Source organism: Streptomyces sp. CBMA29, from assembly GCF_014596445.1.
Lineage (GTDB): Bacteria > Actinomycetota > Actinomycetes > Streptomycetales > Streptomycetaceae > Actinacidiphila.
In genome coordinates, this window is record NZ_MECL01000244.1 from 1 (window position 1) to 20277 (window position 20277).

Genomic DNA, 20277 nt, shown 5'->3' on the forward strand with positions numbered 1-20277 from the left:
CCGGCGGCGGCGACCGCCGCCGGGGGCCGCGTCGCCCGCGGCGATCCCGGTGAGCTGGTACGCGGCGGCGTCGGTGTCAGGACGGACCCACAGCAGGGCGTCCCGGGAGCGCTCGATACGGCCGATCCTGCGGGACTTGGCCCACAGTCCGGCGCCGATGCCGCCGAGCAGCATGCCGCCCGCGCAGGGCAGCGCGAGCGACGAGGCCGCGGCCACCACGAAGGCGGCGAGCAGCCACCACCCGCGGTGGCGCAGCCAGGCGCGGGCGGTGACCCGGCGGTCCTGGAGGAAGACGCCCTTCGCCGCCTTGGTCGCGGCGCCCGCCCGCTCGGCGTACCGCCCGCCGCGTACCGCGTAGGCGGTCACCGCGGCCACGATGAACGCCACCGCGCCCGCCATGACGCCGATACGGCGTCCCGTCGGGCTGAAGGTCACCGCCGTGCCCGGCACGGCCGCGACCACCCCCGCCCACCACAGCCAGCACGCCGCCGCGCGCACCGTCACTGCCACCCGTGCCAATGTGTAGGCCCCGCGCACCACGTCGCGCCTCCTCCTTCGCTGCCGTCCTTCGCCACGGCATCACCCGTCAAGTGGTGGGGAGGCTACTCAGTGTTTCTCAGATTTTCGTTAAGAAGTGCGGCTTCCGGCCCGGAATCACGCGGCTGCGCCGTGGGGCGCCCCGGCGTGGACGGGATGCGAAGCGGCCGGCCGCCCCGCGCGGGGCCCTACGGGGGCGGAATCCGCCCCGGACACGCGGAGCCCGCCGCCGCGGCTCGAAGCCCGGGACCGCGTGAACCGGGCGCCCGGCGCGCCGTTCCGCCCGACGGCACACCGACGACGCGACCCCGTATCAACCTGTCGCCGACCCCGCCCCCGCCCCCGCCGCGCGACTGCGGCGAAGCGGAACGGAGGTCCGATGACGCGGCGCCCGAGGCGCTACTCGGCGAAGACGCCCCGGGCCGCCGCCTGGGCGTCGAATTCCTCCAGGCGGGCCTGGGCGTCGGGGAGGGCGTCGCACATGGACTCCAGGAGGACGCGGCCGAGGAGCATGGGGGCGCAGGCGGTGTCGAAAGCGAGGCCGGTGCCGACGGCGGCGGGGAGCAGGAGGTCGGTGTGGGCGGCGACGGGGGCGAAGGCGCTGTCGGCGACGGTGACGACGGTCAGGCCGGCCGCGCGGGCGTGGGCGAGGGCGTCGACGACCTCGCGGGGGTGGCGGGGCAGCGCGAAGCACAGGAGGGCGGTGGCTCCGGCGCGCACGGCCGCGTCGAGCCGGTCGGCGAGCATCGTGCCGCCCTCGTCGAGGAGCCGTACGTCGGGGTGGACCTTGGCGGCGAAGTACGCGAAGCCGCGGGCCTGGGCGCCGGCCGCGCGCAGGCCGAGGACCGGGAGCGGCCGGGACGCGGCGAGTACGGCGCCCGCGCGGGTGGCGGGGCCGGTGTCGCCGAGCAGTTCCGCGAGGTGCCGCAGATTCTCGATCTCGGCGTGCACGGCCTGCTGGTACTCGTTGTACGCGGCCGTCTCCGGCTCGGCGGGCGCGGGCGCGACCTCGCGCAGGCGGCGGCGGAGCGCCGGGTAGCCGTCGAAGCCGAGGGCGACGGCGAAACGGGTGACCGACGGCTGGCTGACGCCCGCCAGTTCCGCCACCTCCACACTGGACAGGTACGGCGCCTGCGCGGCCTTACGCACCAGGCAGTGCGCGATCCGCCGCTGGGTGGGCGTGAGGCGGTGCGCCTCGAAGAGCTTCAGCAGCCGGGCCGAGGCGCCGCCCGCCGCGTCCCGCGCCGCCGCGTCGCCGCCCGTCACCACGTCGCTCCCCGTCACCGCACCGGCCCTTCGCCGTCCCCGAACCTCGCCGCCCAGCCCATCGTGACCCCGTCCACCGGCTCTTATTCACTGGGACAAGACTCTGCATGACGATATGCAGTCCGGGCAAGGCTACGGCGCCGGGGCGCCCGGCAGGTCGCGGTTCTCCTCGGCACGGCGCGGGCGGTCCTCGGCACGGCGCAGACGGTCGTCGAGCCGGCGCGGGCGATCCTCGGCACGGGGCGGGCGGTCGTCGAGCCGGTGGGGGCGGTCCTCGGCGACGGAGCGGCGGATCACGCGCGAGGCCGACAGCGCGTGGCGGCGGTGGACGACGGCCAGGACGATCGCGGTGGCGATGGCGATCAGGTGCTCGCGGCCCGCCAGATTCGGCTTGATGACGGACTCCATGACCATGGAGCCGCCGGTGAAGAAGAAGACGATGGGCGCGCGCTGCGTGATCGCCAGATACGTGAAGAGCCCGACGACGGCGGCGGACGGCCCGGTGTCGAGGATCGCTCCGGCGTCGTGCGGCAGCCCGAGCCCCCACCAGCCGGTGCCCATCGCGATCATGGCGCGCGCCATGAGGGTGCCGACCAGCGTCGTGGTGTACGCGATCACCAGCGTCCTGGCCCGCCCGAGCACCAGCTCGGCGAGCGCGAAGGCGAGGAAGAGCTGCGTCATGCCCGCCCACACGGGCAGGTCGAGCGCGGGGACGTACAGCGAGACCGGTGTCCGCAACAGGGCCAGCGGCAGCGGCAGATCGGCGTAGACACCGCCGGCCACGCGCACCACAGTCGCGCCCGCGCTGCTCTGCGCTATCCCGTGGAAGAAGATCACCCCGAGCCCGGCGAGGAACGCCAGGGACAGTCCGGGCAGCCCGCGCCGCAGCAGTTCACGCACCGGCGCGACGACGATCCCCTGCCACTCCCCCCGCACGGTCCGCCAGATCAGCCGCAGGGCTCCCCGCAGCGCCGTCCCCACCCGCTCCGCGGCGCCCCGGCTCCCCTCGCGGACCTTGCCCCACACCCGACACCGCCCCCTCTCCCGCTCCTGAACTCCGCCCACAAGCGTATAGACGCGCCTGTCCGCCGGACATCCGCCCCGTACCGACCATGCCGACGACCACGCCGACCACGAGGTAGGACGCCGTCAGGGTTTGCGAGGTTTACCCGCCCGCGCCCGCGACCTGCCGCCGCGACCGGCCCCCGCGACCGGCACGGCGAAGGGGCCGGGCAGGCGGTGAACACCTGCCCGGCCCCTTCGGGAGCCGGAGCGCATCGCGGGCGAATCGAACCGACCGGGGTCAGCGGTGGCCGGACTCGTCCAGTTCGCGCTCGGGAGCGGGACCGCCGGGTGCGGCCGCGCGACTGCGGTCGGCGTGGCCGGGCCACCAGGCCGCGTGCCCCATCAGGGCGGTGAGGCTGGGGGTGAAGAACATGGCCATGACGAAGGCGGCGACGATGATGCCGAAGGCGACCGTGAAGCCCATCTGGGTCAGGAACGAGTTGCCGGACAGCATCAGGGTCGCGAAGGTCGCGGCGAGGATGAATCCCGCGGCGCCGATCGTCGGACCCGCGTGCCGCAGCGCCATGCTGGCCGCCTCACGCGGGTCGCGGCCCTCCTGCGCTTCCTCCCGCAATCGGGCGATCATCAGGATGTTGTAGTCCGTGCCGATGGCGACCACGAACAGATACATGATGATCGGCAGCATGAAGATCAGACCGTCGCCGCGGCCGAAGAGCATCACGGTCGTGCCCAGCGTGGCACCGAACCCGAGGGCCACCGACGCGATGAGGTACCAGGGCGCCACCACACTGCGCAGCAGCAGGCCCAGGATGATCATGATGAGGATCGCCGCGACCGGGAACACCGTGCGGTAGTCGTGGTTCACCGCCGCGTTGATGTCCTTGTAGATCGAGGACATGCCGCCGACCAGCGCCTCGGTGCCGGGCGGGGTGTTGTCGTGCGCGGCCGTGCGCACCTCGCCGACGGTCTTGATCGCCTTGTCGGTGGCGGCCTCGTACTTCAGCGTCACCGTGAAGTTCGCGGTGGTCCCGGCCTTGTTGAGGCCGGTCTTCTGGTCGAAGGTGACGTCCGCGACGCCGTCGACCTCCCGCAGCTTGTCGGCGTAGCCGACGTAGTCGACCGGGCCCAGCGGTTTCCCGGAGGTGCTGGTGAGGAAGACCGAGGTGGGTTCGGCGGCGCCTGCGGAATACGCGGCCTTGAGGGTGTCCTGGACGACCATCGACTCCTTGGTCTTGGGGATGGAGCCGGACGCCAGGTCGTAGGACGCCTTGTAGCCGAGCGAGCCGAGCGCGAGCACCAGCATGACCAGACCGGAGACGATCGCCACCAGGCCGGACTTGCGGCCCACCAGACGGCCGATGGCCGCGAAGCGGGCGTCGGTCGGTTCCTCGCGCCACTTCTTGCCGGGCCAGAACAGCGCGCGCGGCGGGATCAGCGAGCAGACGGCCGGGAAGAGCGTCAGGCCCGCGAGCAGGGTGACGGCGACCAGGATGGCCAGCGCCGGGCCGAGCTGGGTGAGGAAACCGAGAGTGGAGAGGGCCAGTGCCAGGAAGGAGATGATCACCGCGCCCGCCGCCGAGGCGATGGCCTCGCCGACCCTGGTGACGCTGTTGATCATCGCTTCCTTGGGTTCGTCACCCGCCCGCAGCCGTTCCCGGTAGCGGAACATCAGGAAGAGGAAGTAGTCGGTGCCGACGCCGAGGACGACCACGATCAGCAGCGCCGAGACCGAACTGTTGGCCTGGAGCCCGAAGATCTTGGTGGCGTCCGCGATCAGCGCGTTGGCGACGGTGAAGACGACGCCGATCAGCATGAACAGTGGCAGCAAGGCGATCAGCGGCGATCTGAAGATGATGATCAGCGTGATGATGATGATCAGGACGGAACCGACGAGCGCCACGGCGTCCGAGGTCTTGCCCGCGTCCTGCTGGTCCAGGGCCTGGGCCGCCTGGCCGCCGACCCGCACCTTCAGGTCGGTGCCCTTGGCGAGCGCGGTGGAGTCGGCACGCAGCGCCTTGGCCGCGTCGGCCTGTTTGGGCTGACCGGCCGACTCCTTGTTCATCTGGACCAGCGCGGTCTTGTACTTGCTGTCCTTGGACTCCGAGCCCTCGACGACCTTCTGGACCTGGTCGATCCTCTTCTTGCCCAGGCCGTCGGTGATGCTCGCGATCCTGGTCTTGTCGGCGGCGGTCAGCGCCGCGCCGTCATTGCGCTCGAACAGGAGGATCGCAGCCGGGGTGAAGGCGGCGGGGAACGCCTTCTCCTGGATGTCGGCCGCCCTGATCGACTCGTAGCTGCTGGGCAGGAAGCTGCTCTCGTCGCTGTTGGACGGGAGACTCGGTGCGGTGGCGATGATCGCGACGGCGGCGATCAGCCACGCGACGATCGTCCATACGGGATGGCGGACGACGGTGCGTCCTATGCGGTGGAACATGCGGTGCTGCCTCCATGGCAGGACGTATCACCGCCACCCTTTGGAGCGGGGCCCGGGTATCGGCGACCCGGGCGGCGTGTACCGGCCGCCCGGTGGTGTGCAAGGGGGTGGACTTGTAGGCCAGGAGCCTACTTGCCGCCCGGCAAGCGGCGACTCCGACCCCCGTATCCGTACCTTTTTCATACCGGCGGCAGCAACTTCTTTTGCGGCTTCCCCATCGCGTTGCGCGGCAGTTCAGGCAGGAAACGGACCATTCTGGGCCGCTTGTGGACCGACAGCCGGGTGGCCACGTAGTCGGTCAGTTCGGCCGCCGTCACCCCGTCCGCGACGACGTACGCGACGATCTGCTGGCCGAGGTCCGCGTGCGGCGCGCCGACGACGGCGGCCTCCCGTACCGCCGGGTGGTCGAGCAGCGCATTCTCCACCTCGCCCGCGCCGATCCGGTAACCGCCGGACTTGATCAGGTCGGTGGAGGCCCGGCCGACGATCCGGTGCGTGCCGTCCTCGTCCACGCTCGCGATGTCGCCGGTACGGAACCAGCCGTCGGCGGTGTACGAGGCCGCCGTCGCCTCGGGCCGCCCGAGGTAGCCGTCGAAGAGGGTCGGCCCGGTGAGCTGCAACTCCCCGACGCCGTCGGCGGATTCGGCGATCCGGGTACGGACGCCGGGCAGCGGGGTGCCGACCGCGCCGGGGCGCCGCTCCCCCGCGGCCCGCGCGCTCAGGGTGATCAGCGTCTCGGTCATGCCGTACCGCTCCACCGGGGCCTGCCCGGTGAGCACCAGCAGGTCGCGGAAGACGGGCGCGGGCAGCGGCGCGCTGCCGGAGACCAGCAGCCGCGCCCCGGACAGCGCGCGGGCGGCGGCCTCGTCCCGTACCACCCGGTGCCAGACGGTCGGCACGCCGAAGTAGAGGCTGCCGCCGGCCGCCGCGTACGCCTGCGGGGTCGGCCGTCCGGTGTGCACCAGGCGGCTGCCGGTGCGCAGCGCGCCGAGCACGCCGAGGACCAGGCCGTGCACATGGAAGAGCGGCAGGCCGTGCACCAGGGTGTCGTCCGCGGTCCACTGCCAGGCGGCGGCCAGCGCGTCCAGATCGGCGGCGACGGCGGCCCGTGAGAGCAGTACGCCCTTGGGCGGGCCCGTGGTGCCGGAGGTGTAGAGGATCAGGGCCGGGCCCGGCGCGGGCGTCCCGGTGAAGTCGGCGCGCTCGGCGAAGTCCACCGGCAGCGTCCGGGCGCCGGAGTCCCGCAGGACGTGCTCGCGCTCGGCCGGGCCCGCGTCCGGCGCGAGCGGCACCACCGGCACCCCGGCGAGCAGCCCGCCGACCACGGCCGCCACCGTCTCCAGCGACGCCGTCGCCTCCACCACGAAGGCCCCGGTCCCGGCCGCCCGCCGCGCGACCGCGCCCGCGGCGCCCAGCAGTTCCTCGTACGAGCAGGACCGGCCGTCCACGGTCAGCGCGTCCGCCCGGTCCCGGCCCTCGTACAGCGCCGTGAGCAGGGGGACGGCGGGCGGCTGCGGCACGGGGGAAGGCATACGGGAATCTCCTCGCGGACGGCTGACCCCCGGTGAATTCGGGGGCTAACCCCAGTGTCGCCCACCCCCCGCGGTCCGTACGGTGTCCGCATGGACGCCCGCGACCCGGAACTCAACAAGGAACTCTCCGCCACCTTGCAGGCACGCAAGGACCTCGGAGCGGAGTACGAGTCGGAGCTGGTCGACTCGTTCATGGAGAAGGTGACAGAGCGCGTCGACAGCCGCGTGGAGCAGCGCGTACGGCGTGAGCTGGCGCAGCAGCAGACGTCGTACGCCCGCGCCGACCGCCGCCCGATCGGACCCCCGCAGCCCAGCGCGCGCTTCGCCCGCTACGGCTTCGCCGGGTTCACGATGATCGCCGCCATCCCGCTGTCCGCGATCGGCGCGGTCAACGCCGGTACGGCGGGCCTGTTCATCACCTGGGCGGGCATCGTGGGCGTGAACGTCGCCCAGGGCCTGAGCAGCTTCCTGGTCCCGCGCGCGAAGCGCGACGACGACAAGGACGAATGGGCCTAGCCGGCCGGGTGCGGCGACGCCGGGTGCGCTGACGTCAGGTGCGGCGACGTCAGGTGCGCTGAAAAGGCCGACGGCCGAAGAGTTAGCGCGGGAACCGCCGCACCCCCGGAACAAGGCCGGAGGGCGGGACGACGGCGGTTCCCGCGGTGGACGCGGGCTGGGTCAGGGCCGAGCACTCGCGTCCAAGGGTCACCATGGAGTCCGGGAGCCGCTCCGGAAGTCCTTGGCGCCACATTCAGTTGTGCCGACCGGCCGGTGTCCCGCGCCTTTCGACATCCCCTAATGTGCCGGACGCTTGTTAAGCCCGTGCTGCGCGGACGTGTCGCGGGTGTACCAGTTCCGCGAATCCCGCCGCGCGCCGCACGCGGCCGCCGCACACGGCCGCCGCACACGGCCCCGCGGCGGCTCAGACGCCGGTGTGCCCCGCCAGGAAGGTGAGCAGGTCCTGCCTGCTCACGACGCCGGTCGGCTTGCCCTCCACCAGCACGATCGCGGCGTCGGCGCTCTCCAGGACCGTCATCAGACCGGCGACCGGCTCGCCCGAGCCGACCTGCGGCAGCGGCGCGGACAGGTGCTTGTCCAGCGGGTCCTCCAGCGTGGCGCGCTTGGTGAACAGCGCGTGCAGCAGGTCGCGTTCCACGACGGAGCCGATCACCTCGGCGGCCATCACGTCCGGGTGCCCGGCGCCGGGCTTGACGACGGGCATCTGCGAGACGCCGTACTCGCGCAGCACCTCGATCGCCTGGCCGACCGTCTCGTCCGGGTGCATGTGGACGAGCTGCGGCAGCCCGCCGTCCTTGTGGGCGAGGACGTCGGCGATCCGCTGGTTGCCTCCGCTCTCGTCGAGGAAGCCGTGCGAGCTCATCCACTCGTCGCTGAAGATCTTGGAGAGGTAGCCGCGCCCGCTGTCCGGCAGCAGGACGACGACCACGTCGTCGGGGCCGAGCCGGCTGGCGACCTCCAGCGCGGCGACGACCGCCATCCCGCAGGAGCCGCCGACCAGCAGACCCTCCTCCTTGGCGAGGCGGCGCGTCATCTGGAAGGAGTCCTTGTCGGAGACGGCGACGATCTCGTCGGCCACCTCACGGTCGTACGCGGTCGGCCAGAAGTCCTCGCCGACGCCCTCGACCAGGTAGGGCCGCCCGGAGCCGCCGCTGTAGACCGAGCCCTCGGGGTCGGCGCCGACCACCTGGACGCGGCCTTCGCTGGCGTCCTTCAGATAGCGCCCGGTGCCGGAGATCGTGCCGCCGGTGCCGACGCCCGCGACGAAGTGGGTGATCCGCCCCTCGGTCTGCTCCCACAGCTCGGGCCCTGTGGAGTGGTAGTGCGACAGCGGGTTGTCCGGGTTGCTGTACTGGTCCGGCTTCCACGCGTTGGGCGTCTCGCGGACCAGCCGGTCGGACACGTTGTAGTACGAGTCCGGGTGGCTGGGGTCGACGGCCGTCGGGCAGACGACGACCTCGGCGCCGTACGCCCGCATGACGTTGATCTTGTCGGTGGAGACCTTGTCGGGGCAGACGAAGACGCAGTGGTAGCCCTTCTGCTGCGCGACGATGGCCAGGCCCACGCCGGTGTTGCCCGAGGTGGGCTCCACGATGGTGCCGCCGGGCTTGAGATCGCCGCTGCGTTCCGCGGCCTCGATCATGCGCAGCGCGATGCGGTCCTTCACCGAACCGCCGGGGTTGAAGTATTCGACCTTGGCCAGGACGGTCGCCTGGATCCCCTCGGTCACGCTGTTGAGCCTCACCAGCGGGGTGTTGCCGACGAGGCTGATCATCGAGTCGTGAAACTGCACCGTATGTCTCCGGGTTCTCCGTGATGGTGGGCCAAGCCTAGAGGGGGGAAGCGAACCACAGGCGAAACGTGGACGACGCGGACAGCGTTGACGTTGCTGATGGTCCCTGACGGGGCACCAGGTTCATGTACCAAGTAACCAGGACCGATACGCGTGCACACACGCAGTAGGCCGGTGGAGTCAGTGGGAGGTGACCGGCTCGATGTCGAGGGCGAGGGTGGCACGGCGGATCGCGACGGCGGCGGCGTTCGGAGGCGGCGGCATCAGCCTGCTGGGCGGGGCCGCGATCGGGGTGCTGCTGACCGAGGCGCGGCTGGCCAAGCGGATGGTCGGCGGATCCGGCGCGGTCGCGCCGCGGGCGGACGGGAGGTACGGCTCCGCGTTCGCGCGCCGGACCGGCGAGACGCCGCTGCGATTGGGCTTCCTGGGTGATTCCACGGCGGCGGGTCAGGGCGTGCGCCGGGCCAGGGAGACGCCGGGCGCGCTGCTGGCCTCCGGCCTCGCCGCGGTCGCCGAGCGCCCGGTGCAGTTGGTGAACGTGGCGCTGCCCGGCGCGCAGTCCGACGACCTGGCCCGTCAGGTGACGCTGCTGCTGGAGTCGGGCGCTCCGGTGCCCGAGGTCGTGGTGATCATGATCGGCGCCAACGACGTGACGCACCGGATGCCGCTGGCCACCTCGGTCCGGCTGCTGTCGGACGCGGTACGGCGGCTGCGCGAGGCGGAGTGCGAGGTGGTCGTGGGCACCTGTCCCGACCTGGGCTCGGTCGAGCCGGTCTACCAGCCGCTGCGCTATCTGGCCCGCCGGATGAGCCGCCAGCTCGCCGCCGCGCAGACCATCGCGGTGGTGGGCCTGGGCGGCCGTACGGTGTCGCTGGGCGCGCTGCTCGGCCCGGAGTTCGAGGCCAGGCCGCGCGAGCTGTTCGGCCCCGACAACTTCCACCCGTCGGCGGAGGGCTACGCGACGGCCGCCATGGCCGTACTGCCGACGCTGTGCGCGGCGCTGGGGCTGTGGCCCGACACCGACGACGAGCGGCCGGACGCGCGCCGCGGCGAGGGCTTCCTGCCGGTGGCCCAGGCGGCGGCCGAGGCGGCCTCCGAAGGCGGTACGGAGGTCACGGCGGCGCGGGGCGCGGTGTCCGGGCCCCGCGGGCGCTGGGCGCTGATCAAGCGGCGCAGGCGGCGCGGACTGCCGGCCGAGGACGAGCGGCACCCGGAGGCGGCGGCGGAAGGGGTGGGAACGGGCGGAGCCGGGTAGGACCAGCCACGGAGCGGGGTAAGCAAGCGCTCAGAAAGAGGCCCGCGTCACAGGCGGTGTCTGATGACTCGCCGCGCTACGTGGCGGTAGCTTCCCCAGGAGTCCCGAGAATCCCGCAGCCTCGACGAGGAGTGTCGCGATGCCAGAAGCCGTCATCGTCTCTGCCGCCCGTTCGCCCATCGGGCGCGCCTTCAAGGGGTCGCTGAAGGAGCTGCGGCCCGACGACCTGGCCGCCACGGTCATCAGGACCGCGCTGGACAAGGTCCCGCAGCTCGACCCGCGCCAGATCGACGACCTCATGCTGGGCTGCGGTCTGCCCGGCGGCGAGCAGGGCTTCAACATGGGCCGGATCGTGGCCGTGCGGATGGGCATGGACCACCTGCCGGGCTGTACGGTCACCCGCTACTGCTCCTCGTCGCTCCAGACCACGCGGATGGCGCTGCACGCCATCAGGGCGGGCGAGGGCGACGTCTTCGTCTCGGCGGGCGTCGAGATGGTCTCGCGCTTCGCCAAGGGCAACTCCGACAGCCTGCCCGACACGATGAACCCGGTCTTCGACGAGGCCAGGGCCCGTACGCAGCAGCGCGCCGAGCAGGGCAGCGCCGAGCTGGGCGACTGGCACGACCCGCGTGAGGACGGCGCGGTGCCGGACGCGTACATCGCGATGGGGCAGACCGCGGAGAATCTGGCCCAGCTCAAGGGGATCACCCGGCAGGACCAGGACGAGTTCGGCGTGCGGTCGCAGAATCTGGCCGAGGAAGCGCTGAAGAACGGCTTCTGGGAGCGCGAGATCACGCCGGTCACGCTGCCCGACGGCACCGTGGTGTCCAAGGACGACGGTCCGCGGGCCGGGGTGACGCTGGAGGGCGTGCGGGGCCTCAAGCCGGTCTTCCGCCCCGACGGCACGGTCACCGCGGGCAACTGCTGCCCGCTCAACGACGGCGCCGCCGCACTGGTCGTGATGTCCGACACCAAGGCCCGCGAGCTGGGCATCACGCCGCTGGCCCGCGTGGTCTCCACCGGCGTGTCCGGACTCTCCCCCGAGATCATGGGCTACGGCCCGGTCGAGGCGTCCCGTCAGGCGCTGTCCCGCGCGGGTCTGTCGGTCGGCGACATCGACCTGGTCGAGATCAACGAGGCGTTCGCCGCGCAGGTCATCCCGTCCTACCGGGACCTGGGCATCGACCTGGACCGGCTGAACGTCAACGGCGGCGCCATCGCCGTCGGCCACCCCTTCGGCATGACCGGCGCCCGCATCACCGGCACCCTCATCAACAGCCTCCAGTTCCACGACAAGCAGTTCGGCCTGGAGACGATGTGCGTCGGCGGCGGCCAGGGCATGGCGATGGTCATCGAAAGGCTGTCGTAACGCGCCGCCGAAGCCCGTCATCCGGCCAGTTTGTGACCTTCCGTGATCACTCGGCTTCGTAACGCACAGTTGTGACGTAAGTCGCAATCAAATCGCCCCCAGGATGTGATTTTTCCTGGGGGCGATGCGTTTCCGCAGGTCAGAACGGTCATACCCGAATGGCCTAGGACGACAGACCCGGCCAATTCGTGACTTTCCGCACTGCAAAGGCCAGGGGTTTACCGGCACAGTGTTGGGAGGGGAAAGTTTCACCCACCGCTTCGGTGGGCATTGCTCGGGTCGCGCGTCAGTCGGGAGAACGTCAGTGAGCGCCAACTTCACCGTCCTGCTGGTCGCCGCGGGTATCGCCGTGGCCGCGGGTTCCGCCGCCCTGCTCTCCGCTCGTGGCATGCGCCGCGAGCTGTCCGCCCTGCGTCAGGACCTCGCCGGTCTGAGTGTGCCCGGACCGCGCGCCTCCGCCGGGGACATCAGGTCCGCCGTCGCCGACGCGCTCGCCGACGAGCGGGAGCGCGAGCTGGCCGAGGCCCGTGCCTTCTGGGCCGAGCAGGAGGCCCGCGAGACCGCCACCGACGGCACCTTCTTCCGCGGCGGCGTCTACGGCGCCGGCGCTGGCGCCGAGGGTCCCGTGCCCGGTGACTACGAGGTCCCGCCGGTGCTGCCCTACCTGCCCCGGCAGGCCGACCTCGCGGGTCTCGAGGCGGCCGGGATCGAGGCGGCCGGAGTCGAGACCGGCCTCGAAGCGGGCCACGAGCCCGAGGCGTCGGAGGCGACCCTTCCGCTGCCCGGCACCTTCCCGCACCCCTCGGGTCCCGACTACGCGCCGTCCCCGGTCGTCGCGTCCCAGGACCAGACCGCCGAGCGCCTCGCCGACCTCGCCGACGGCCGCGTCCCGCTGACCGACGTGCGCCCCGGGCCGCTCGGCACCCTCGACGTGTACGTCTTCGCCGACGGCACCACCTTGTGCATGACCCCGGGCCACCGCGAGACCGCGGTACAGCTCTCCGACGCCCTCGACCGCGGCGAGGTGCCCGTGCTGCGCGGCGGCTCCGCGATAGCGGGCGCGTACGCGCTCACCTTCGCGTACGGCGACGAGAGCGTGTACGTACTGGCCGACCGGGTCGTGGCCTCGCTCTGACCTGCTTCGGTGAGACCCTCTAGCAAGAGGGTCTTGCGAGAGGGCCTAGCAAGAGGGTCTAGCGAGAACCTCTAACCGATCGCCTTCGCCGCCGCCGACACCCGCTGGAGGGCGGCGGCGCACACCTCCGCCGTACCCGCCGGGTCGGCTTCCAGGGCCGCCGCCACCTCATTGCCCGCGACGGACAGTTGATCGCCGACGGTGAAGACGCCGTCGTCCGGCAGCTCGTACGGCTCCCGGCCGGGGAACTCCAGCGTCTGCGCCTGCCGCGCCAACCACCGGGCCAGCGCGAGCCCTTCGGCCGCCGCGCCCGCCTGGAGGCGGCGCTGGGGAAGCGCCCGCAGCCGTCCCGCGAGGCGTTCGACGGAGGGGCGCAGAGGAGTGCGATCGGCCATGGTCGTGACCCTACCGGCGCGCGCGGACCGGCATCGCACCCATATCCGCACGTCCGGGATGGTTGCCAACAGGGGAAGGCTCGGGCACGGTGGGGTAACCGGACCACCTACCGGAGGCGCCGATGTCCCAAACGCACTTCTCCGCCGAGACCCACCGCAATCTGCTGGACCGCATCCCGCACTGCACAGGCCGCGAGGTCAGCGACTGGCTGAGAGACCTCGCCGACGGCCCTTCTTTCTTCCGCTTCGACGACAAGGTGAGCTGGCTGCGCAGCGAGCACGCCCTCTCCTACGGCCACGCGAAGGCCCTCGTCCACGAGTACGACCTGCGGCGGGCCGCACGCAATCTGATGTAGCGCCTGCCCCCCGTCCGTCCGTACCGCCGTACCCTCACACCCCACAGACGCCGACGGGCCGCCCGGAAGCGATGCTTCCGGGCGGCCCGTCGCGATGACGCGGCCCGTGTGCGCCAGCGGACCGTGTGCGCTAGTCGCGCAGGATCGAGATCAGCCGCAGGATCTCCAGGTAGATCCAGACCAGGGAGAGGGTGAGGCCGAAGGCCGCGAACCACGCCTCGTTCTGCGGGGCGCCGAAGCGGATGCCGTCCTCGACCTGCTTGAAGTCCAGCGAGAGGAAGAAGGCGCCGAGGCCGATGCCCAGCAGGCAGAAGACGATGCCGAGCGGGCCGGTGGTCAGGCCCAGGCCGTTGCCGCTGCCGAAGGCGAAGAACAGCAGGTTGACCACCATCGCCAGCAGGAAGCCGACCGCGATGGCCATGCCGATCCGCGCGTAGCGGGCGGTGACCCGGATCAGCCGGGTCTTGTACGCGAACAGCATGCCCGCGAAGACCGCCATGGTGCCGAGCACCGCCTGGACGGGCGCGCCCTGCCACCGCTCGTTGTACATGTTGCTGATGACGCCGAGGAAGACGCCCTCGAAGATCGCGTACCCGAGGATCAGGGCCGGCACCGGCGTGCGCTTGAACGACTGGACCATCGCGAGCACGAACGCGATCAGCGCCGCGCCGATGGCCAGGCCGTAGCTGTCGGGCAGCGCGAACCAGCCGAGGATCGCGCCGAGCACGACCACGCCGAGCGTCATCCCGGTCCGCATGACGACGTCGTCGATCGTCATCCGGCCGGTCTGCGCCGGGCCCGCGGCGGGACCGGCGTACATCTCCTCCATCTGCTCGGGGGTGAGGGGCTGCCCGTCGGCCGCGTACGGGTTCCCGCCCTGCTGCGGCTGGGCGTACGGGCTCCCGGGCGCCTGCTGCCCGTAGGGGTTCCCGCCCTGCTGCCGGGCGCCTTGGGCACCCTGCGCACCGAATCCGGCGTACGAGTCCCCGCGGGTGAATCCCCGCCGGGAGAAGACCGGGTTGCTGCTCCTCATTTCACTCCTCCAAGACCGCGTGCTGCGGCTCCGCTTGCGTCAAGAGTAATGGCTTGGCAAAAAGCCGAGCTACGCCTGGAGGAGGATCTTCCCCCAGGACGGACCCTCAGTCACGTCGGCGCCGGAAGAGTCCGCGGCGGGGCGGACCTGCGGCGGCGGTTTCCGCGGGCGTTTCCTGAACGGCTTCCGCTTGTTCACCTTGTGCGCCTTGCCGGGCTCGCTCGGCGTGTTCGCCCCGCTCGCCTGGCTCGGCGTGTTCGCCTTGCTCGCCTTGCTCGCCTTGCTCGTCCGAGCGGCGGACGGCGGCGAGCAGGTCGCGGGCGAGACTCGTATAGGTGTCGTCAAGCCAGGGGCAGAGCAGCACCAGGCGGCAGAGCGAGCCGAGGACGGTCACCTCACGGGTCTGGTACGCCTTCGCCGCGTCCAGCATCCGTTCGGTGACGCGCTGGCCGACGTCGGCGCGGACGGCCGGATCGCCCCAGGCGGTGGCCACCATGGCGAAGGCGGCCGTCTCGTTGACCCAGTCCTCGGGGCCATGCAGCAGGTCGAGCAGGACCGCGCGGCGCCGGGAGTCCAGCCACGGCTCGTCGGCGCGGTGGTGGGCCACACCCAGGCAGGCGAAGGTCTGCACGGCGCGAATCCACAGCTCGGGGCGGTGGTCGCGCAGGAAGCGGCCCTGGTCGTCGTCCGGCGGCTGCGGCGGATGGGCGAGGACACCGAGCAGATCGTCGAGGCCGAGCCCGGCCAGCCGTACCGCGTGGTCGTACGCGGCGGGCAGGTGCGGCCAGCTCACCGAGGCGGTGTCCTGGACCAGCCCCGCGGCCTCGGGCGACGGCGGCGGGAGGGCGGGCAGCGCGGCCAGGCCCTCGTAACGCCAGATCCGGACGGCGACCTCGGCGGTCGGCTGCCGGGGGTCGGGGTCGCGCGCCGAGTTGTTGACGAGCGTGCCGCCGGGCAGCGCGAGGGCGAAGGCGAGGGCGGCGCTCGGCGGTTCGACCGCGGAGGCGGACAGCTTCGCTCCGCCGCCGGACCTGATCGCCTGCGCGTCGGGGCTCTCCAGGATCTGGTGCAGGACGTTGACGGTCGCCTCGGTGGCGCTGTCGACCACGCCGAGCCACGGCTGCCACTCGCTGTGCCGGGCCAGGACGGTGCCCGCGTAGGGGTGGTCGGGATGCTCGCGCAGGTGGTCGGTGAGGGCGACGAGGTGGGCCGGGTCGCCGTCGGCGGCGTAGCGGACGCCGTGCACGGCCGGGGCGGCCTGCGGGTGCCCCGGGTCCGCGGTGACGGCCCGCTCGGCCCACGCCAGGCCCTGCTCCGCGCGGCCGGTGACCGCGTACAGCTCGGCGATGTCGACCATCAAGGAGAGGTCGGAGTCGTCCCTGGCCATCTCCTCCTCCCAGACCCGCAGCGCCTCGTCGGGGCGGCCCGCGGCGCGCAGCGCGTAGCCGAGCATGACGCTGGGCACGTGTCCCGGCTGGACCCGGCCCGCCTGCCGGGCCCAGGCGATGGCGCGGTCGTGGTCCTCGAAGCGGCGGGCGAGCCCCGAGCCGATGGCGGCGAGCTGCGCCTCGTCGGGGTGGCGTTCGACCACCGCGCGGGTCAGGTCGTAGAAGGGCCGCAGCGCGTCGCGGGCGTGCTCGGGCACGGGGTCGGGCAGCGCGCCGCCGACCGCGCGGGCCAGCGCCTGCGTCATGACCTGCGGCGGCAGCAGTTCGGGCAGCCGGTCCTGGGTGAGCCAGGCGACGTGCGACCACGGCCGGTCGTACTCGGCGCGTACGGCGGCGGCGATCAGTCCGACCGCCTCGGCCCACTCTCCGCAGGCGGCCTGGAGGTGCGCCCGGCAGACCACGGCGCCGATGTAGGGGTGGTCGAGCGGGAAGAGGCCGAGCGCGGCGCGCGGGCCGCCGGCGCGGGTGGCGAGTTCGGTGAGCGCCTCGTGGGTCTCGGGGAGCAGCGGGTCGATGGCGACGGCGTTGCCCAGATGGCTCGCCGCGTGCGGCAGGTCGCCGCCGTCCATGATCAGCCGGGCCAGTGCCGTCTCGCCCTCGGCCGCCAGCCGTTCGTCACCGCCGCCCGCGCACAACTCGGCGTCCCCCGCGTGCAGTTCGTCCATCTCTCCCGCCCCTCCGTCGCGGCACGGCCCGCCTGGGGGCCGGACTCGGACCACGACGACCTGTCCGCGCCCGACCGTAGTACCCGCGCGTGTCGAACACGGTCACCGGGGTGTCACGGGCGTGACCCGGAACGCACCGCCACACCGGCTTACGCAGTGGACGGTGAGCGCTGCGCGCGGTATTACTTGAGAGTGCAGACGAACACACGTTCGAACGTCAGGGAGCAGGCCATGCCACGCCCCGACCACACCCGCGCGCTGCACGCCGCCCTGCTCACCGCGGCGCGCGGCCTGCCGGTGATCCCGCTGTCCCGGACCAAACTGCCCGCCATCCGCTCACCGCACCGCGACGAGCCCCGCACCAGCGACTGCCGGGGCGCGTGCGGACGTCCAGGACACGGCGTGTACGACGCGAGCACCGACCCGGCCCGGATCCGCGCCCTGTTCGCCGCCGCGCCGTGGGCGACGGGGTACGGGATCGCCTGCGGCCGGGCGCCGCGCCATCTGATCGGCCTCGACCTGGACGTCAAGCACGGCGCAGACGGCGTCGCCGCGCTCACCGCCCTGGCCGCCGCCCACGGCTTCGCCGTGCCCGACACGGTCACCGTGCTCACCCCCAGCGGCGGACGCCACCTGTGGCTGACCGCGCCGACGCAGGTCCCCAACTCGGCAAGCCGCCTGGCACCGGGCATCGACGTGCGCGGCGAGGGCGGTTACGTGGTCGGCCCCGGTTCGCGTACGGTCGCGGGCCGCTATCTGCTGGCGCCCGGCACCGCGGACCATCCGCTGGCGCCCGCGCCGTCCGAGCTGCTGCTGCTCGCGGCGCCGCCACCGCCCGTCGCGCCGCCCCGCGACGCCTCCGCGCCGCGCCACCCCGCGGAGAAACGCGCCGCCGCGCTCGTCCGCTTCGTCCTCGATTCACACGAAGGAGAGCGCAACGGCCGGTTGTTCTGGGCCGCCTGCCGGGCGTACGACGCCGGTCTCGGCGAAGCGCTGGCACCGGCGCTGGTGACGGCGGCGGTGCACACCGGACTGAGCGAGCGCGAGGCGGCGGCGACGGTGGCCTCGGCGGCCCGCCCCCGTTCGGGTCACGACCTCACGCGCCCCGAACGATGAGACCGCTCGCCCGCGAGGAGCCGACCGGTTCGGCGGGGGCGGTGGCGACGGACCCCGCACCGTAGGGCCGCCGGGGTCACCCCCGGCCTCGGCCCGGAAGGCACGGGCGAACCGCCGGGGCGGCAGGGCGTATGCCCCGTTTTTTCCGTACGGCGGATACCCGTCCGCTCGGGCGGGCAGAACGTCTGCGTCAGCTCATTCCATGGGGGTTCGCATGGTGGACATCCTGATCGTCGTCGTGGTCGTCGCCGCCATCGTCGGCGTCATCGCTCTGGCCGTCACCGGCCGCCGGGGCCGCATCCGCTGAGCGCGGGCCGCTGCCCGCCGGTCGGCCGGAGGCGGTGCGCGCGCCGGGGGCGTGGGGGCACCGTGCTCGCACGGTGCCCACCGGGCGGTCCTCGGGGTGGAGCGGGGTCGGACGGTTACACGAGGTCACCGCCGGTGAGGGCGGTGGTGCCCGGAGCCGGACTTGAACCGGCACGCCCCCGAGGGGCAGCGAGGTTTAAGCTCGCCGTGTCTGCGTTCCACCATCCGGGCCGGCGAGGCGCAGTGAAAAGCGTATCGGGGTTGGAGATCCCGAACAGGGCGCCCAACCGGCCATGTTGTCTTATTTTAGGGGTTACTGACGGGGTGTTAGTACGAGTTCCAGGGTTCTTGGGCTGAACAGGCGCCGTTCACAGCAGTATCAGTCGCCACGCACAAGTGACGCGAAATCGCTCTCCGCGACCGGATCTCGCCCTCCGCGCTCAGCCAAGCTCGGCTCGGCTCGGCACACCTCGGCTCGGCACAACTCAGCTCAGCCGCGCTCAGCTCAGCCACGCCGTGCGGGTCGCGGGCATGCCGGGGTCGCCGTCCGGGGCGGTGCGGACCGCGAGGACCTGGTTGACCCCGATCCGGTTGCGCTCGAAGGCCAGCGCGGAGGCCGCCATGTAGAGCCGCCAGACCCGGGCGCGCCCGGCCGACGTGGCCCGCGCGGCGGCGCCCCAGGCGTCCTCCAGATTGCGCACCCAGGCGCGCAGCGTGCGCCCGTAGTGCTCGCGCAGCGCCTCGACGTCCCGCACCTCGAACCCCGCCTCCTCCAGCCGGGCCACCGTGGACCCGACCGGCGCCAGCTCCCCGTCGGGGAAGACGTACCGGTCGATGAACTCGTCGATGTGGTACGCCTCCTCGTCGCGCAGCGGGCGGCGCGCGATCTGGTGGTTGAGCAGCCGCCCGCCCGGTCGCAGCAGCCCGTACAGCGCCTGCGCGTACTCGCGGTAGCGCTCGCTGCCGACGTGCTCGGCCATGCCGATGGACGAGATCGCGTCGTAGGGGCCGTCCTTGACGTCCCGGTAGTCCTGGACGCGGATGTCGATACGGTCGGTGAGCCCGGCCTCGGCGATCCGCTTGCGGGCGAAGGCGGCCTGCTCGGTGGAGAGCGTGACGCCGGTCGCGTGGACGCCGTAGTGCTCGACGGCGTGCAGCACCATCGACCCCCAGCCGCAGCCGACGTCCAGCAGCCGCATCCCCGGCCGGAGGCCCAGCTTGCGGCAGACCAGGTCGAGTTTGGCGGACTGCGCCTGCTCCAGCGTGGTCTTCTCGCTCTCCCACACCGCGCAGGAGTAGACCATCGAGGGGCCGAGGACCAGCGAGTAGAAGTCGTTGCCCACGTCGTAGTGGTGGGCGACAGCCGCCTTGTCGCGGGGCCTGCTGTGGGCGATCCCGGTACGGCGGCGGACCTCCTCGGGCGGCGGCGGGGGCGGCAGCCCCGGCCCGGCCAGCGCGAGGGCCGCGCGGGCGAGGCGGTAGTTCGCCGGGTCGCGCAGGACGCCCGCGGTACGGCGCACGGCGGCGGCCCTACTCTCCGCGGGCCCTTCCTCGCGCTCCCAGAACAGCCCGGACAGCAGGCCCAGCGCCACGTAGAAGTCGCCGTCGACATCGAGGTCGCCGGAGACATAGGCGCGGGCCAGGCCCAGTTCGCCGGGCTTCCACAGCAGTCGGCGCAGCGCGCGGCGGCGCCGGATGACGAGGACGGGGGCGCCGGGCGGCCCGGCCTCGCTGCCGTCCCAGGCGCGCACGCGCAACGGGAACGGAGTCGAGAGGGCGTGGTCGGCGAGTTCGACGATTCTGTGAGCCGCGTCAGCCATGCTTCCGAGCGTACGACTGAAAGACAGTCTGCGCTGACGAATCTACATTGCGGATACACGCATTTTTTCCGGGCCGGTCACCGGGAGCGCCGCGGGCGCCGCGCGGCGGAAGCGGCGGGCTCCGCGCGGGTGCGCGGGCCGGGCGGCGAGGCGGTGCCCGGCCGGCTCACGGCGAGGCGTCCGGCGGCCCGGGAGCCGACCTCGCGGGCAGGTCCCGAAAGCGGGCCCGGGTACACCGAAGGGCGCCCGGGTACGCCGAAGGGCGCCCGCACC

General features: G+C 72.8%; 16 protein-coding genes and 1 tRNA gene. 6 read left to right on the forward strand and 11 right to left on the reverse strand.

Annotated features, from left to right (window positions below; translation table 11 throughout):
* The 5 genes from BGM09_RS33310 to BGM09_RS33330 form a co-directional block, all read right to left on the reverse strand.
* Positions 1 to 510 (reverse strand): hypothetical protein (locus BGM09_RS33310; RefSeq protein WP_317452989.1); only part of this gene is annotated, 510 nt, incomplete at its 3' end.
* A 426-nt stretch (positions 511 to 936) separates the two neighbouring features.
* Positions 937 to 1803, reverse strand: coding sequence for a MurR/RpiR family transcriptional regulator (locus BGM09_RS33315; protein WP_188285495.1), 867 nt, complete (start codon positions 1801 to 1803; stop codon positions 937 to 939).
* A 132-nt stretch (positions 1804 to 1935) separates the two neighbouring features.
* The gene (locus BGM09_RS33320; RefSeq protein WP_411158396.1) at positions 1936 to 2829 is read right to left on the reverse strand and encodes a hypothetical protein; all 894 of its coding nucleotides are present in this window, start codon (positions 2827 to 2829) and stop codon (positions 1936 to 1938) included.
* A gap of 277 nt (positions 2830 to 3106) precedes the next feature.
* Positions 3107 to 5263: an MMPL family transporter gene (locus BGM09_RS33325; RefSeq protein WP_188285471.1), complete on the reverse strand. Its 2157-nt coding sequence runs from the start codon at positions 5261 to 5263 to the stop codon at positions 3107 to 3109.
* Positions 5264 to 5442: 179 nt separating this feature from the next.
* Positions 5443 to 6795 carry an AMP-binding protein gene (locus BGM09_RS33330; protein ID WP_188285472.1) on the reverse strand — a complete coding sequence of 451 codons (1353 nt, stop codon included), beginning with the start codon at positions 6793 to 6795 and terminating at the stop codon, positions 5443 to 5445.
* A gap of 90 nt (positions 6796 to 6885) precedes the next feature.
* Between BGM09_RS33330 and BGM09_RS33335 the strand changes: the two genes are divergently transcribed.
* Positions 6886 to 7311 carry a hypothetical protein gene (locus tag BGM09_RS33335; RefSeq protein ID WP_188285473.1) on the forward strand — a complete coding sequence of 142 codons (426 nt, stop codon included), beginning with the start codon at positions 6886 to 6888 and terminating at the stop codon, positions 7309 to 7311.
* Positions 7312 to 7717: 406 nt separating this feature from the next.
* Here BGM09_RS33335 and BGM09_RS33340 read toward each other — a convergent pair whose 3' ends face one another.
* Positions 7718 to 9106 (reverse strand): cystathionine beta-synthase, encoded by a 1389-nt coding sequence (locus BGM09_RS33340; RefSeq protein WP_188285474.1) that lies wholly within the window; start codon positions 9104 to 9106, stop codon positions 7718 to 7720.
* 202 nt (positions 9107 to 9308) lie between these two features.
* Between BGM09_RS33340 and BGM09_RS33345 the strand changes: the two genes are divergently transcribed.
* The 3 genes from BGM09_RS33345 to BGM09_RS33355 all read left to right on the forward strand — a co-directional run bounded on the left by BGM09_RS33345 (position 9309) and on the right by BGM09_RS33355 (position 12865).
* Entirely contained in the window at positions 9309 to 10361 is a 1053-nt protein-coding gene (locus BGM09_RS33345; protein ID WP_188285475.1) for an SGNH/GDSL hydrolase family protein, read from the forward strand.
* Between the two features lie 139 nt (positions 10362 to 10500).
* On the forward strand, positions 10501 to 11730 hold the full coding sequence (locus tag BGM09_RS33350) for an acetyl-CoA C-acetyltransferase (RefSeq protein ID WP_188285476.1): 1230 nt from the start codon (positions 10501 to 10503) through the stop codon (positions 11728 to 11730).
* Between the two features lie 304 nt (positions 11731 to 12034).
* Entirely contained in the window at positions 12035 to 12865 is an 831-nt protein-coding gene (locus BGM09_RS33355; RefSeq protein WP_188285477.1) for a hypothetical protein, read from the forward strand.
* Between the two features lie 71 nt (positions 12866 to 12936).
* On the opposite strand, the gene BGM09_RS33360 is transcribed toward BGM09_RS33355, so the two are convergent.
* The gene (locus BGM09_RS33360; RefSeq protein WP_188285478.1) at positions 12937 to 13260 is read right to left on the reverse strand and encodes a hypothetical protein; all 324 of its coding nucleotides are present in this window, start codon (positions 13258 to 13260) and stop codon (positions 12937 to 12939) included.
* A 122-nt stretch (positions 13261 to 13382) separates the two neighbouring features.
* Here BGM09_RS33360 and BGM09_RS33365 point away from each other — a divergent pair, with 122 nt between their 5' ends.
* Entirely contained in the window at positions 13383 to 13616 is a 234-nt protein-coding gene (locus tag BGM09_RS33365; RefSeq protein ID WP_188285479.1) for a DUF4287 domain-containing protein, read from the forward strand.
* Positions 13617 to 13746: 130 nt separating this feature from the next.
* Here BGM09_RS33365 and BGM09_RS33370 read toward each other — a convergent pair whose 3' ends face one another.
* The gene (locus BGM09_RS33370; protein ID WP_188285480.1) at positions 13747 to 14649 is read right to left on the reverse strand and encodes a Bax inhibitor-1/YccA family protein; all 903 of its coding nucleotides are present in this window, start codon (positions 14647 to 14649) and stop codon (positions 13747 to 13749) included.
* A 106-nt stretch (positions 14650 to 14755) separates the two neighbouring features.
* Complete coding sequence (locus tag BGM09_RS33375) at positions 14756 to 16762, reverse strand: tetratricopeptide repeat protein (protein WP_188285481.1); 2007 nt, start codon at positions 16760 to 16762, stop codon at positions 14756 to 14758.
* A gap of 231 nt (positions 16763 to 16993) precedes the next feature.
* On the opposite strand from BGM09_RS33375, the gene BGM09_RS33380 reads away from it, so the two are divergent.
* A complete protein-coding gene (locus tag BGM09_RS33380; RefSeq protein WP_188285482.1) occupies positions 16994 to 17878 on the forward strand; it encodes a bifunctional DNA primase/polymerase in 885 nt (294 codons plus the stop codon).
* Positions 17879 to 18329: 451 nt separating this feature from the next.
* Here BGM09_RS33380 and BGM09_RS33385 read toward each other — a convergent pair.
* Together BGM09_RS33385 and BGM09_RS33390 are read right to left on the reverse strand one after the other, a co-directional pair.
* Positions 18330 to 18415: transfer RNA gene (locus BGM09_RS33385), tRNA-Leu, on the reverse strand.
* Between the two features lie 269 nt (positions 18416 to 18684).
* The gene (locus tag BGM09_RS33390; protein ID WP_188285483.1) at positions 18685 to 20004 is read right to left on the reverse strand and encodes an SAM-dependent methyltransferase; all 1320 of its coding nucleotides are present in this window, start codon (positions 20002 to 20004) and stop codon (positions 18685 to 18687) included.
* Positions 20005 to 20277 lie beyond the last annotated feature (273 nt).